The following is a 15,009-nucleotide window of genomic DNA, read 5'->3' on the forward strand; positions in this document are numbered from 1 at the left end:
CCTAGTCTCCTTGAGTGACGGCTTCGATCAACACCGCGGAGCGCAGACCCAGATGCGCGGGCATTTGCATGGGCTGCACTGCAAAGGTGCCCGCGTGAGGGAGTGTGATCTGAAACGCCAAGGCGCCGTCGGATTGCGGAACCGCCATCACTTTGGTGCGCCAGCCCGATTTGAAACCAGGTACAAGAATCGGAGTCCGAGGCATTTTGATCAATTCGCCTTCGGGTCCGTAGAACTTCAGCTTCATGTCGTGAGGTTCCCCTGCGAGGATCGGCTTGGACCCCTTCAAGACCTCCATCCGCACCGGCATCACGCCATTGGCCTGCCGGGTGCCCTGCACTTCGAACCGCAGACAACTGGACAGGCCGGTTATTCCCGTGGTCAGCATCAGCTCATATTCTCCGGCGGGAAAGGCCCAGGTGACGCTGAATTGGCCCGGAGCGGTCTCCTCGAGCCGCCGGTCTACGACCAGCACCTTTTGCGGGACTCCGCCACGCAGCCGCGTGGCATCCATCGGCGGCATGCCGTTCACGCCCGACATGGCCTCTATCACAAAGCCGGTTTGCGTCACGGGATCAACGGCCAGCAATTGTGGTGATGGCGCCAATGGCAAGAGCAGCGCGGTTTCGCCTTGTGGGCGGTCACCTTTGACGCCCAGCCGGACTTCCGTGATCTCTGCCGCGCGACCGATGTCGACTGTGTCCAAATCGATGACCCCGACAAAGCCGCCATCGTGGCTGAGCAAGTAGGCCGCGTCATTGAAGATACGCGCCTCCGTGATGGTGGCGTCGCGCAAGGCAACAGGCTGAACCACTTGCGCGCGCGCCAGATCAATCAGCACGAACGTGCCCTCACCCGGGGTCCAGGCAAGCGCAAAGCGCCCGTCCAAGCTGACCGAAACGCGGGAAAAAGGCAGGCCCAGCGGAATATCAATCGGAACATCGACGGCATCCAGATAGCGCACTTGCGCCACGCTGCGTCCGGCAGGCAGGCTCAGCAGACCGATGTCACCGATCGCCGCAACATCTGACAGCGGCGACTGAGGTCCCAGGTCCGTTATGGTCTGGCCGTTTGTCCGATCAATCAGCCGGATCGCGCCGGTATCCGAAAACACCACGATCGGTACGTCAAGTTCGTCGCGCAGGTCAACGCGCGCAGCGCCCAGTTCTGTGCTGCTGCGTAGGGTGCCATCAGGTGCCAGACGGCTGAGCGTGCCATTTTCCGACGATGTCACCCAGATGTCACCGTCCTCGGTCACGGCAATCCCGTCCGGTGATGCGAGCCCCGTCGCCAGGACCACCGCGTCACCACCCGGTACGGGCAGCGCCATCACCTGGCCGAGAGTGCCCTGTGTCGCGAGTACGCGCATCTGCGCTGTGTCGATCACAATCCCGGCGGGTTGTTCGTCCAGTTTGAACGCCGCCAGCATGTTCGCGCTCATCAGGTTCAGCTTGGGGTCAATGACCCCCACCGATCCATCTCGCGACAGCATCGCCAGCACCGATGTGTTCAGGTTGACAGACCCGGTCGGCACCGCCCCCGTCGTCAGGAAGCCACGCACAGCCTGTTCGCAGCTGGAATTGCCGGTCTGAACGGGCCGAACCCATCCCTGTAGCGGAACGCCGCGCGGAGGTTGCCCGGTGACGGCATCAGTCAGGGTCAGATTAAGTCGCACCATCTGACCGTCCGCCGGCTGCATCGATTGCCCGGACGCCGGGTCTGTCAGGGTCAGATCCGCCGTCAGACTGGTTGTACCGTCCTGCGCAAATCCCTGTGCTGCTGCCAGAAGGGCAAGACCACAACCGGCAATGGTCGATCTGATCCGCATCTACCGCTCCTCTGCCCGGGCACATGCACTGACGCGAGGGTTTTCAAACTGGTCTTTTGCGACCACATCCAGAAGCCCCCAACTTCCGCCCGAGCGGGTGTGGGTTGGGCCGTCAAACCAAAGGTAGCACCCGGGCTTTACGGCTTTGGTCAGTGATGCCGTGATCGCCTTGCCAGGCGCCAGAAGGGCTGCGCGCGGGAAACCGAAGCCACGGAACATGTCATCGTAATCCTGGGCAATTGTAGCAAAGGCGCGCTGTCTGGCACGACCACCGGGATGCACCACATGCACTACGACCTCTTCGCCGGCGATGGCGCGCAGAACCGGCATCGGTTGTCCCGATGGCACGGTCAGCTCGGTCGGCTTGAGCGGAAAGAACTCTTCACCGAATTCAAAGGCATTCAGGTTGAAATGGCTTTCGACATTGCCTTGCCCGGTATCGCCCAAACGGACATTGAAGGGTTCACTCCGGTAACTGACGCCCTTTTCGCCCCAATCGTAACTGTCCCCGCAAATTCCACAGGTTGCCACCAGCCGGATGTTACTTCCGCCGACAAGCGTTTCATCCTGTGTCTCTCGATCGGTCAGGTTCAGGCCGTCCTGCCAGAACAAGGTGAATTGCCGAATGACGTGCTTTTCGTCATCCGGACCAGGCGTTGTCAGCTGAGCCGTCCAGAACGGTCGATCCGGGCGGTCGCCATCGGGAACGATCACGGTGTCGGTGCAAGCCCGGTCATTGGTCGGTCGCAGGAACCGTTTTGGGACCGGCAGCTTGTTGGACTGCTGGCCGGGGTCCAGAAGGTCCAGCCGGAAGCATCCGAAGCGCTGACCGCCGAACCGGCGCTTTGGCGCCCTGACATCCTTTATGACCGCATCTTCGGGCACAACAGTGATGGCGCCGATCAACCCTTCGAGCGGATGACCGATGACATCGCCCTGTGATTTCACCGGCAGCGCACCAAAGGCATAGGGCACAAAGCGCACGTCAAATACGTCGAGCCATTCGATCAGCCAGACCAGGCCGGGACGAAACAGGATCGCATCCAGACGAGACGAATACTGGCGTGTCAGATCATCAAGTTTCAGCGTGATGGCAATGAGACGACGGGCCACATCAGGATCTGACCGGACCGCCGCCGCTGCGAGGGACTCGAGCGAGACCTGCACGCCACGATCATCGCCTCTGGGGTCATCTCCGGCCAGACCGAGATTTTTGGCGATATCCGCTGGGAGCAACACGCTTTCACCGTAAGAGATCCCCCTGAATGAGGTTCGGCCGATTGCCACCTGATCCAGGCCCAATTCCTTGCGGGTGTCCGGGTCAAGACGCAGTGGATCCATGCCGAGGATGTCGAGCTCTTCCTGCGGTCGCAAATCCAAAAGCTCAGTACCGGATATGAGCTCATCGATCAGGGCCGCGAACTCACGTCGCTGGCCAGCATATCGCACTGCAAGCCGTTCGACATCGTCAAGATCCTGGCCCAAAGTCCGATCAGGCGAAACCAGTCCCACGCGGTCGCGGAATAGCCGTGCCAGACGCGGATTTTCCGCGTCGAGGCGTCTTGCTTCCTCATTCACGCCCGCCAGCGCCGGATTTTGTTTGACAAGATCAGACACGGCCAGCTCTTCGATTTCTGCCGGAATGTAGCGACGGATTGACGCCACTTCAAACCTGTCCGCCACGACCGGTCCGGCAGCCACTTGCAATGCCGTGCCGGGATTGATCAGGCTCCAGACCGGACTCCGTCGCCAGTTACCGAAGGCTCGTCCGGCATAGAATTCCATCTGCATGATCTCGGCGCTTCGCTCGCGATTGTCCGGCGGTTCAAGATCGAGATTAGAGAGCGTCACCGTTGAAACGCGTCCAGTGTCCGCGCCGTCCAGCGCCCAGATCGGGTTGCGTCCGACAGGGCGGGCGTAGCTAAGCTGCTTGTTCATGACCGGAAGCGGGAAATTCACCGCCAGGCGGTTTGACGGCTCGATATCGTCATCGACGTCAAGCTCCGACGTGAGGTTCGCGTTCTCATTGGGCGTATCGTCCGCCTCTTCCTCGGGAGACCACCGCACATCTACATTCAGGGATGTGATCTTTGGCATCAGCGCGTCACCCGGCGCGTCCTTGAGACCGCTTGAGCCCTTTTCACGGCGAAGCGCATTGATCCAGGTGACCCGCACGCAGTCCCCGGCGTTGACATTCATCACCATCGGCTCGGGCCTGTCGTAGGCGTCTTGCACGGCGGTGATGACGTCCTTAAGCGGTATGGCGTTCCACGAGCCAACATTGTCGATATCCACAGGGTTCACATCATTGACGGTTGGAAATTCTGCCGGATGGGCAAGGCTCAGCACGCGCCTTGGATCGACGATCGCGAAAAACAGACCGTCCGGGTCTGACAATCGCTCGGAATAGAGGGTGCCACTGCCAAAAACCGTCTCGGCCTCTATTGCGACAACGGCTGCATAAACCCGCTGGGCTGTTGGATCGCATTTGGCGATCAATTCGGGTTCAAGAGCTTTGCCTGTTGGTTCGGGTTTCACGATCAGTCCATCGAACCGGTTTCGAAAATCCAGCATGCGGTCCAAAGGCGCCGGTGGTTCTGTGAATTGCGCCGGCACGATGCGCCCGATCCCGCCGCCCTGTCGGATGTCCGGCGTCAGGAAGCCGCGCCTGTCGGGCAAGTCCAGACCGGGAATATCAATCTGCGGCAGACGGTTTTCCGGCAGGCGAAGGCCGGGACTTCTGCTCTCTGGCATTTGCAGGTCCGGCACACGCAAACCGTCAAGGTTGTTGCGCAGCAGATCCTGCAGACGTCCGTCAGGGGCTCGCAGGTCCAGATCGGGCAGCCTTGGTCGAACAGGCGCATCTGGTTGCAGCAACGCCTGTTGGTCCAACAAAGCCTCGGCCTCGCGCAGCAACGGATCGGCAAATTGTCGAGCCTCATCGCCGCGGATTTCATTCGTGCGTAGTTGCAGCAGCGCGTCGTCGATCCGGTTTACACTGTCCAGAAGCCGGTCACCGAAGCCCAACGGTACCTTCGAAGCGCCCGCGCTGCGAACCCGCAACAATCCCCAGGCACCGTTCCAGAGCGCGTCAGTCGATCCGAAATGAACCAGCGTGTCCGAAGGTGTCGTGCGACGCTTGGCCAACAGCAACTCTTCCCGCTTTCGATCCAACTGATCCATGATGATCCAGTTTTCCGGGTCCGTGTTTGCCAGGCTGCGATAGAACGCCAGCTTTTTCGCCACAGTCGAAGATCCGGTACCCTCGAAATTGCTGTTGAAGAGATACGAGGCACGGAATTCGAAGTGCTCGGAAATGCCGATCTCTTGGGCGGCAACGCGTCCTTCAACGTTGAAGCATTGCGCAATCTGGGTTTCGAAGGCGCTCCAGTAATCCTGATCGGCACCGCTGAACCCGGATGGGCCATAGATCATCCAGCGGCGGTATTGTTCTGGCCGCCCGTCTTGCGCCAGACTGACGGCTCCCGCCAAAACCGGATCCAGACGACAGGCATCGGCCAATGCACCGCGGCGGGTCACATCGTCCATACGAGGCAAAATCGCGGGGAACCTTTGGTCGATATTGCGCTCCCATGTATAGCCTTCGAGCGTGAAGGTGTGCTGCACCTCCTGCGCGCCCTGGATCAGGCGGATCTGCACGGGATCGTTGTCATAGGTCTCGAGGATCGGCGTGACGGGGTCGCCATGCATCTGGTCGGTTCCGCTCGCCGTCGATCCCGTCAAAAAGACATTCGCCATATCGCCGCGCCCGTCGTTGCGCTGCGTGCTCACTTCGCAATCCTCGGTGACGCCGGTCTGAAGACTTGCCACCCAGTGGGGCAGGGGTTTCAGATCGCAATCCGATGATCCGCTGGAATTCGTGCCGATGCGCAAGGGCAGCGGCTCGCCGCGGTAGTTCATCAGGTAGGGATCGTGATGATCAACCGAAATGCTTTCAGGCCGATGCGGCGGAGAGACCGGCGCCGCAAGGCGCGCGTCCGGATCGTGCGCATCGAAGCCTGCCGCCATGCGTCGATACCGGACCACATGGTCGGTGAGCGTCAGGTCGTCATGCTTCGCATTGGGATCGTTCAAGGCCGCACTGGCGAGAATCTCACCAGCCTCAAGCAGGTTGTCCGTCACATGGTGGGTATCACCCGGGCGACCTGCCGCTGTCCACGCGGGAGGCACATCGCCGCCCGCGGCCCACGCGCCGTCGGATTGTTCGGCCACATCGCTGGAACAAATCCGCTGCATGGATTTCACATCGCCGGAAACAGCGTGCTGCGCCTCACAAACAAGGGTCGCCATGCCTTTCGCGAATTCGGACGCCTCGGTTTCGGACTCGTCGAACGTTGCTATCATCTGACCGGGTTTGGTTGCCGCCCGCGGGTCATAAAGCGTAGCAAAATCAGCAATTGACAGCGCAAATTCGCGGTATTCGGGCGTCGCCGGGTCAAGCGGCATGTGATCGATGATGATCTTTCGGGCGCCTACATGGATATCGCTTGCGGTGACCATGTCCCGCGTCGTGCGTTGCGGAGCACAGGCGGTTTTTGCCGTGTTGCATATCTCGGCCTCGGCGGGCTCGATCACCAACGCGGTATAGAAACCGTGTTGCTGGATCGAAGAAGGGCCGAAATGGTCGTGGCTGAAGACCGTCCGCATCGTTCGATCAAAGTCTTCACCATTCTCTGATCCGTCAGCGCGGGTCGAAGACAGGATCGGGTCGGCAAACCAGCGTTGTGTCGTCGTCTGGAAAAGATCCCGGTTGTCGGAGAGCGTTCGGCGCCAGATGTCCTTGTATTTTTCCGAAACCACCCAGAGGTCACTGCCGTCGTCCTGGGCCTTCAACTCGCAAAGGCCCGGGACTTCGCGCATTTTAAGCTCGCCTGCCGCACGCACGCCTGTCACGATATTGGCGTTCTGCACATTCTTGGCGGCGCAAATGCGTGCGGCGATCTCGTCCGCGGCAAAGGTGCCGTCCTCGTAATTCCAGCCATTGCCCGAACCGTCAGAGGCGGTCACGTCGAACTTCACCAGGTGGATATGCTGGCCAATGGTGTCGGTTGGCGTGCGGATCTGAAAGTCGTCCAGCTCCAGGTCTTTGGGCAGTTCGTTGGTGTGCCGGAATTCGATGCATTCACCCGACAAGGCCCGGAAAAAGAAAGGCTCCTCGCTGGCCGATATCCGGGGCGAGTATTTCCCACCGGTCGCGGCAAGACCATCGGGACCGGCCTTGTAACCGTCTGAATTGGCCGTCAGAACATTGATCCGCGCCTGCGGATCATGCCACCCGGCCCGATTTGTCACCAGATCGAGTTGCACGGCAGATCCTTCGTAGCGGCGGTAGCCACTTACGGCTGGATCGGGTCCGAATATCGTACCGGCAAGACCGTCGACAAACGGATCCTGCTCCATCAGGATGGGGATCGACAAGCCGGGCTCTGCACCCAGATCGTCCGGTCCACCGCAGGGATCGGCAAATGGCGCGCCGGGCTTGGCGGGTGCGCCGTTGACCCCGAACACGCCGCCACCGCCGGCGGAAACCGACCGGTAGGTGCGGCCATCGCTCGATAGCCCCGTGGGCGCGCCAAGAGCGTCGAACAACGTCATCACGGACCCATCAACGACACCATCTTCATGAAAAGCCATGCCGGTCCGTTCGATCGGAGTGCCGTCATAGGGAAGCAGGTCAAGCTCTGCGGTGACAAACTTCATTGTCATGTCACCCATGGCGAGGGCCTTGGCGACGATCTGTGCCTGCGTGGCTTCGCGCGCGATCTGACCCGGGTTCGCCAAAGCATCTGCAAGCGTTGACACATTCGAAAGCTCGTCCAGCTTTGGAACAGAGAACGGAAACTTCCTCGACGCATTGTCGGTCACGACATGCCGGGGCAAGCCGCCATCGAGATAGGCATCCGTGACGAAGTCTCCGGCAAGTTCACGCGCAATATCCATCGGTGCCTGCGGCGGGCGGTGACCGGGTTGGCCGCCGATGTAATACGGATAACCCGGAAAGGTCGTGATCGGCTCATCCGAGGCGATGACCTCGCTTTCGTCCGCCTCTGTCACCTTGCCGCCATCAGTCAGGATCAGATCGTCGCCTGCATAGGACGGCAACAGCGGCCATGGCTGGTCCGGCAATGGGATGATGGCGGGGACCGGCGTGCCAAGCTGGTCACGATCCTGCTGATCGACACGGTCGATCCAGCGGCCGGTGGCGGGATCGACGGACCCGGGGCGTTTCTTGGCCCGGGTCTCGAGGTCCATCTCGGCCAATGAAAAGTCAGGCTGCCATTGTCCGTCAGGCAATTTTCGCGTGCCGTCTTCCAGCACGTCATGCACACGCCACAGCTCCCACATGCCTTGGGCAAAATGCGGATAAAGGTGACAGTGAAAGATGGAATCGCCGGGGGTCCGGTTGCGGTTTCCCGAACCAAGCGTCTCGTACCAACCGGGCGAGTCTGGCGCGCCCGACGGGTGATAGACCTCGAGTCCACCGTCATAGATGTTGTAGGAAAAGCCTTGCTGCGGTCCCACGGTCTGACTGTCCAAATAGCTGCCGCGGCCCTCATCATTGCCGGCAAACCATTGATGCGCGTGCAGGTGAAAGACGTGGGTTTCCTTTGGACCCGCATGGAAATTGCGAAAGACGACAGCGTCGTTCAGATAGGAATGATGCACGTTCGAAGGATCATCGCTGTACTGCTCCAGCAGTGCCGGATCGCCATTCGCCCATGACGTCAGGAAAAACTCTTCGTAAAGGCACTCCACGCAATTTGCCGCAGGACCGATCCCCTTGCGGTTGGCCAGCAACATGGACCCCATGCCACCGGCCCCATAGTTGATGGCAAAGCCGTCGCGGACACCGGCCAATTGGCCATAATCGCCCAGCTCCTCGAAATTCCGGTTCACAAAGGTTTTCAGCTCGTCATGGAAGAAGACGCTGAATTCGCGGAAACTGTGGGATGGTGTTTCATCTTTGGCAGGTTGATGAACGATGGCGTTCAGGTCTGCATGCACAACCTCGACCGTGCTATCGCCATTATCGCGCCAGACATTGAGGATCGGAACGCCTTGCCGATCGGTCGTCTCATATGCCCCCAGATCGCCGACATCGGACAACGCATGGCGCGGCGTGTCGGTCTGTTTCCAGACAGCATTGAACGCCCCGTGAGTTGTCTGACTGCGATAGGCACGCGCATCGGTATTTTGCGCCATGACCGCACCAAAAAGCCCGTGGGTGATTGAGCCGCCATCTCCCTCGCCGCCCGAGGGCGCTGCGGTGGATGCCAGAAAGAACGGACCCTCGCGCTCAATCATATAGTAACAGTCTTTGGTATCGTCGGGGGCGATACTGGACAGTCCCTTGCAATACCGCGGGGCCTCGACAACCTTGCCATCGCCGTCAATCGCGAAAGCGGTCAAGCCCTGTATCGCGAAATTCATGCCACGCTCGGCGGGCCAATTATTGTCGCCATCCGGATCTGTCGATGCCCTCTCGGCGCAGGTCGCCTCACCGTGGTCCAGCGCCGTCTGATCGCCCTCCGACATCCAGGTCCGGATGCGCGGGAAATGATCACCCCGCACGCCCGGAGCGATATCCTTTCCAGAGCCGCAGAAGTCAGACGAAAAGTTGGGCTGGTCCGGCGCCAGAAGGTTGGTCATCCGAACATGCAGCACATCGCCCACATTGGCACGTAGCACCATGGGACGGGGGCGTTTGCAATCTTTGAGACGCACATCGCCTGCAGAAAGCGCTGCCGCTGATGTTTCGGTCCCGAGCAGGTCGTCACATGCGTCAGCAGTGATCGCCTTCGGCATCTCATCGAGCGGCACGACATCGCGGCGCAGGGCGTACATCATGCCGAAGGGGTTGAACGCCCCGAACCGATTGTAGACCAGCATTTGGTCGATCGCGACGACATCCGCGCAAACCGTTCGCCCGAACCTCTTGTCGCCAAGCCCCGCCGCAATTTCAGCTTCATTCAGTTTTTCGTGGATGGGCGCGCACTCCATCTGGGCGTGCGCTGTCGAGGGGAAGCTGAATATCAGAAAAGCGAACGCCCACATTAAGATGAAATGATGGATGCGACCGAACACTGTGATAGACATAACTGCCCCCTGAACCTGTCGTCCCAAGATCAAGGCCAGGAAAAACTCCAGCCAATCTCAAGATATTGAAAAATATGAATTTTCACAAAATACAAGGACGCCAAAAACACATCTGGGCGTTACCGTCTCGTTTTTTGAGAGTACCTGAAATCGTGATTTTTTTCAATGAAATGTACAGCCGTCCGGACCGAAGGAAGGGCGCAATGGTAGCGCAAACCAATCTTTGGCTTAGCGGTAAAGACTTTGATCGGCGCGCCAAACCATTGCTGCAAAAGAACTTTTGATTTCAATTTAAGATTGTGTTCGCGCGTCAGGCTGGCGGCTTCGGAAAACCAGAAGGCGACAAAAGCAGAAGGTCAAAACAGCAAAATTCAGACCCAAACTGTGTGGTGATGACGCCGGATCGGCTTCATCTGTCCCGCAAGCGGTCTGCGACGATTCGCCCAATGGCGTCCACGCGCCCGCGCATTTCGGCAGCCCGTCCAACCCTTGGCTGGTCATCAACGCGCGTCGACTCCGTTATCGTAAATTCAGCGCCGTCAATTTCAGTTGGGCTGGTCAAAATTCCTCTCATCCGGACACGCCCGTTGACCGGCACCGGTGCGGCGATGCCGTCTGACGAAAGTGCGCCGCCGTCAATCCAATTTCGCAACAGCGCGACCTCTTCCGGTGCTAGCCAGGGTGGTCCGTCAAACGGCATGCGCGGGCTGGCAAGCCCCTCGATGCGTCGGATTATCTCGGACGCTTGTGCGTTACCGGGTATCAGGACGAGCCGATCTCCCCCGGCCACGACCGACTGATATCGATCCAGCCGGAGCCCCTCTGGCGGTAAATCATACCGGCTGTTGTCTGAGTGGCATTCGATACAATGTCGCCCAAAGATCGCACTCACCTCATCGTAGGTCACACGCCCGTCAGCAAATGGGTCGTGCGGCTCTGCTTCGGTGGCGCCTGGCGAATTTAAATCAGGACCGGTTGCCCCGGACGCGATCCACGCTGTGACCTGGTTGACCTGATCGTCCGTAAGGAACGGCGGGCCATCGAGCGGCATGCGCGGCTCTGCCAGCCCGGTGATCCGCTGAACAAGCGGGCTTTTCTCGACAGCATCCACCAGCATCACCGGCCCGTTTTCAGATCCATTGATGACGTTGGAATAGCTATCGAGCCGAAGTCCTAAAGGCGCGAACTCGCCGGAATGGCATGCCACGCAGCGTTCTTGAAAGAGTGCCTGAACGGTGGCCCAGTCTTCGCCGACCGCACGGTACGGGAACAGCGCAACTGACGCAGCAAAGGCTATAGCAATATGCTTCCGGTGCATCGCGAACACCACCGCTGTCAAATTCATGCTTTTTTTAGCTTAGCATAATCGCGATCAGGTAAATTAAAATCTGTGGCCAAACACGAGCGCACCAGGCTCCACGCTGAGTAAAGGCATGGCGGTTCCGCATGCTGGGGCCACTTTCTTCACCGCCTCACCAGGGGCAGGACTCAAAGCCAATAAATGACGCGCGCGGCAAGGGTGATGGCTGACAGGAAGACTTTCGGACACCTGTCGTACCGTGTTGCGACGCGCCGCCAATCTTTCTGCCTGCCCAACATGATCTCGATCCGGTTGCGCCGTTTGTATCGGCGCTTGTCGTATTTGACGATTTCCTTGCGTTGCTTTCGAGCAAGGATGCAGGCGCGTATCCCTTTGTCTTTCAACGCTTCCCCGAACCAATCGGCGTCATGGCCGCGGCCCGGAGCAGCCAGCCAACATCCGGCAGGCTGCTCAGCAACCCTACTTCCCGACGTACTTTGGCACGGAATGCACCGCCAAAAAATGCCCGCCTCATTTGGAGCGGTTGGCGCAAAGATGGCCTCCACCGCACCAGGATCACTTTGTGGAAGTGGTTACTGGGAGAGCTTCAACGCAAGGTTTCGGAACGAGTTGCTGAACGGTGAGGTCTTCTACAGTCTGCCCGAGGCCCAGATGCTGATCGCGAGGTGGCCCGGTCACGACGAAAATTTCAGACCGCACAGCGCTCTGGAGTACTGTCCAGCGGCGCCCGAAAACATCGTCCCGACAGACCAGAGGCGGGCCTTGCGCTTACACTTGCACCGGACCACTCGGTGCGAGCAGGCCAGGCGCCGATGCGGAGTTGCTCGAGGCGCTGGACGCGCCGAGATGGCCTGACCTTAGTTGGCGTCAGCTGTGATCGCTGACGATGCGCGGCGCTCTGTCAGAGTGCCGCGCATCACACGCTGCTAGCCGCGCAGGATCGCGCGTTCGCCGCGGCCCTGTAACACTGCGGTTGTAGTGTTTTCGGTCTGCCGCGCAGCCGAGACATAGGTCTCCATCGGCTGCCCACGACCTGCTGCGTAATCGCGGCCAACCTGCACCCAGTCCACATAGGCTGCCATGGTCCAGTCGCTGCCGGCTTCGGGCGGGGTCCATCCGGCGCGTGTGGCGAGTGTGACGAGGCGGTTGCCTTCCTCGAACGCATCCAGTGATTGCGCCCATTGCTCATCCGGCCAGATCAGCCGCATCGCGCCCGCCTCGGGATCGTATTCGGCGGTAAAGAGCGTGCCGAAGCCTTCGCCGAAGCGATCTTGGTGCAGCGGCGCGCTGGTAAAGCTTTTGTGCAACTCTGCGGCCGGCGTCTCGAGGCCGGTGAGATGCGCGTGCCGTTCGTAGGTGCGGGTGAAGGCTGGCCGGTCCGGCGTGCCCTCGCGCTGGTGGTTCGTTGCTAGCGCATCGGGCATGACGACCGCGCCGCCGCCGGGCCGCATCTCGACGCTGGCACTGGCTCCGGTGCGATCGGCAAGAACGATATTGTAAGCCATGTGCGAGGGAATGCGCCGCAGCGCCGCGAGACTCTCGGCCACAGTCGTGCAGGTCTCTAAAACGTAGCGCAGGATGGTGGTGATACCAAAGCCCTCGGCCGCCTCGGATCTGCCGCCATAGGCCAGCGCGATGGACAGTCCCGCATCGTTGATCCCATCCGACAGACCCCAGAGAAACTCGACCATACCCATAACGGGCCGCACCCATTCACTGCGCAGCAAAAGCCCCTCGTTCAGGTCCGGTGACAGGTCGTAATTGCGTACAAGACGCACGCCGCTATCGTCCGCCCGCGCGGCGAGCGAGCAGCCCCCCAGATAGGTCGGCGGGCACCATGTCGAGAGGAACCGTGCCGCGCGGTTCGATCCGCCGGCGATTGCGACCAGCTGATCATAGGTGGATATCAGCTCGGGCATGTGGCGCTGCATCGCCGCGCGGCAGGCGCGGGCGTCCGGGCCGGACTCTCCCCCGCGTGCGATGAACCATGCCTCGTAGGCCGGCCAGGACCTTTGCCAGCGGGCGTGCCATTTCGGACCGGGGCGGTGCTCGGATACGGCGTCGAATGTCATCGTGGTCATGTCAAATTCTCTTTCTGGGCGGTATCTAGGAAAAAGCGGATCATCTCGGCGCTGGCGTCTGGGCCGGCGGGGTCCGTATAGCTGCCGCCAGGCTCGCCCCCGGACCATGCGTGGCCCAGCCCCTGGATGGTCCAGTGTTCGGACACGCTTTGCCCGGCCTCGTTTATAGTGAGGGAACGGTGATACCGGCGTCCCGCGGCCTCACCGGGGCGATCAAATTGTGTTGTCGTACCTTGCGCCGAGGTCTCGGCCATCCGGGCGATGGCCGCGCCGTTCAGCGGATGCACCGTCTGGTCCGCATCGCCGTGCAGAATGATTGTGCGGGGCGCAGGGCCAGGAGCGCGCGCGAGGTTCGCGGCCTGTCCGGCCATGGCGGAAAAGGCTGATGGCACATCCTGTGCCGCGCCCAGCGGCAGGCCGGAATGGGCGCCGACGGCGCCAAAAATGTCAGGATAGGCATAGCCCAGAATAACCGCCATTGCCGCCCCGGCCGAAAGACCCGCCACAAAGGTCTGCGCGGGCTCGATCCCGTGCTGCTTCATTACGCGGCTCGTCAGGCCCGCGATAATCTCGGGCTCGCCCCGGCCCCGCCCTTGATCGCCTTTGGAAAACCAGTTCCAGCAGGTTTGCGCATTGGCGCCGCGCGATTGCTCGGGGTAGATGATGATCAGGCGGTGCCGCTCGGCATGGGTGTTCATACCGGTGCCGATTGCGAAGTCTTCGGGCGTCTGCGTGCAACCGTGCAACATAACGACAAGGCCTGCGGCACCCTTCTGCGCCGATGCGGGGATATAGGTGCGATACGCCCGTGCGCCTGAGATCCCGGTGTGGCTGGCGCGGAAAAAGCTGGCGCCGGGCGGCACTGGGTCGGGCGCGCGCGCCGTCCGGTTTCCGTTGGTCTGCACCAGCCCGGCCTGCGCCAATGCGTTTGCGATCAGGTCGCTGGAATGGGCCGAATTGCCCTGCGACGCGGCGGGCGCAAGCCCGTGCTGCGCCAAGGTGCGTTGCACCAGTTCAGCGGCGCGCACGTCTGGAGTTGCCGTGCGCCATGCGCCGGCAGTTGGTCTTTTCATCGTTTCATTCCTTGAAGAGGGGAGGTCGCTCTACGTGATACGGTCGGCCAGCGCCGCCTTGATGTCGGGATGGGCCTGTAATGCGCCCAGAACGGTGATCGAGCCGATCGTCTTGAGCGCCAGCTCGGGTGTCACATCGGACGCGATCCGGGCAAGGCCCACGACCTTGACATGCAGCACCTCACCGCGCGCCAGATGCGCCTCAAGGTCAGCGCGGGTATAGTCGCGCAATCCAAGCTCCATCGTGTGCCGTTCGACTGATTTGGAAACGATCTCGGATTGTGCGTCGATCTGGTTGCGGATGGCCGTTCGAATGAAATCGCTGCGATTCGAGTAGAAGCCCTCCTGCACCAGAAGGTCGATCCTGCCGAGATCAACAAACCCGAGATTGATCGTTATCTTTTCATTTTCAGGCTGCTTATCGCGCAGCTGCCGTATATTGCTCATCTCGTTCTCCATCCATGTGGATGGTATATGGATGTTAATGCTGCGAGCGCAAGGGGTTTCCTGACGGCCAGCCCGGCCGGATGACCAAACTGTCTGCTTTAACGGCGTCCCGCTTGCCCATCGGCCCATCGTCACCAACGG

At 60.5% G+C, this 15,009-nt stretch carries 8 protein-coding genes and 2 pseudogenes; 3 read left to right on the forward strand and 7 right to left on the reverse strand.

From position 1 onward, the window contains the following. Position 1 precedes the first annotated feature (1 nt). Both BW975_RS06270 and BW975_RS18035 read right to left on the reverse strand, forming a co-directional pair. Positions 2-1,828, reverse strand: a complete 1,827-nt coding sequence (locus BW975_RS06270; RefSeq protein WP_076531947.1) for an SMP-30/gluconolactonase/LRE family protein — start codon at positions 1,826-1,828, stop codon at positions 2-4. Next, a complete protein-coding gene (locus tag BW975_RS18035; RefSeq protein ID WP_175610726.1) occupies positions 1,829-8,176 on the reverse strand; it encodes a hypothetical protein in 6,348 nt (2,115 codons plus the stop codon). Between the two features lie 135 nt (positions 8,177-8,311). Here BW975_RS18035 and BW975_RS17895 point away from each other — a divergent pair, with 135 nt between their 5' ends. Continuing rightward, complete coding sequence (locus BW975_RS17895; RefSeq protein WP_139194214.1) at positions 8,312-8,572, forward strand: hypothetical protein; 261 nt, start codon at positions 8,312-8,314, stop codon at positions 8,570-8,572. 135 nt (positions 8,573-8,707) lie between these two features. Further along, positions 8,708-9,082, forward strand: coding sequence for a hypothetical protein (locus BW975_RS17900; RefSeq protein WP_139194213.1), 375 nt, complete (start codon positions 8,708-8,710; stop codon positions 9,080-9,082). Between the two features lie 1,273 nt (positions 9,083-10,355). Here BW975_RS17900 and BW975_RS06280 read toward each other — a convergent pair. Next, positions 10,356-11,291: a c-type cytochrome domain-containing protein gene (locus tag BW975_RS06280; protein ID WP_083686991.1), complete on the reverse strand. Its 936-nt coding sequence runs from the start codon at positions 11,289-11,291 to the stop codon at positions 10,356-10,358. A 143-nt stretch (positions 11,292-11,434) separates the two neighbouring features. Then, positions 11,435-11,724, reverse strand: a pseudogene (locus BW975_RS06285) (transposase); the annotation flags it as partial. A 62-nt stretch (positions 11,725-11,786) separates the two neighbouring features. On the opposite strand from BW975_RS06285, the pseudogene BW975_RS06290 reads away from it, so the two are divergent. Continuing rightward, positions 11,787-12,023 (forward strand): annotated as a pseudogene (locus BW975_RS06290) (integrase core domain-containing protein); the annotation flags it as partial. Between the two features lie 170 nt (positions 12,024-12,193). Here BW975_RS06290 and BW975_RS06295 read toward each other — a convergent pair. The 3 genes from BW975_RS06295 to BW975_RS06305 are packed head-to-tail and all read right to left on the reverse strand — an operon-like array spanning position 12,194 to position 14,868. After that, complete coding sequence (locus tag BW975_RS06295; RefSeq protein ID WP_076531953.1) at positions 12,194-13,348, reverse strand: C45 family autoproteolytic acyltransferase/hydolase; 1,155 nt, start codon at positions 13,346-13,348, stop codon at positions 12,194-12,196. Beyond that, complete coding sequence (locus BW975_RS06300; RefSeq protein WP_076531955.1) at positions 13,345-14,421, reverse strand: extracellular catalytic domain type 1 short-chain-length polyhydroxyalkanoate depolymerase; 1,077 nt, start codon at positions 14,419-14,421, stop codon at positions 13,345-13,347. The genes BW975_RS06295 and BW975_RS06300 overlap by 4 nt, the downstream gene beginning before the upstream one ends. Before the next feature lie 30 nt (positions 14,422-14,451). After that, positions 14,452-14,868, reverse strand: coding sequence for a CopG family transcriptional regulator (locus BW975_RS06305; RefSeq protein WP_076531957.1), 417 nt, complete (start codon positions 14,866-14,868; stop codon positions 14,452-14,454). Positions 14,869-15,009 lie beyond the last annotated feature (141 nt).

The sequence above is a fragment of the Roseovarius nanhaiticus genome, from assembly GCF_900156535.1.
Taxonomy (GTDB): domain Bacteria; phylum Pseudomonadota; class Alphaproteobacteria; order Rhodobacterales; family Rhodobacteraceae; genus Roseovarius; species Roseovarius nanhaiticus.

Coding starts and splice junctions, on each gene's coding strand:
- BW975_RS06270 (WP_076531947.1), bottom strand. CDS start 1,828: ATGCGGATCAGATCGACCATTGCCGGTTGTGGTCTTGCCCTTCTGGCA.
- BW975_RS06280 (WP_083686991.1), bottom strand. CDS start 11,291: ATGAATTTGACAGCGGTGGTGTTCGCGATGCACCGGAAGCATATTGCT.
- BW975_RS06295 (WP_076531953.1), bottom strand. CDS start 13,348: ATGACCACGATGACATTCGACGCCGTATCCGAGCACCGCCCCGGTCCG.
- BW975_RS06300 (WP_076531955.1), bottom strand. CDS start 14,421: ATGAAAAGACCAACTGCCGGCGCATGGCGCACGGCAACTCCAGACGTG.
- BW975_RS06305 (WP_076531957.1), bottom strand. CDS start 14,868: ATGAGCAATATACGGCAGCTGCGCGATAAGCAGCCTGAAAATGAAAAG.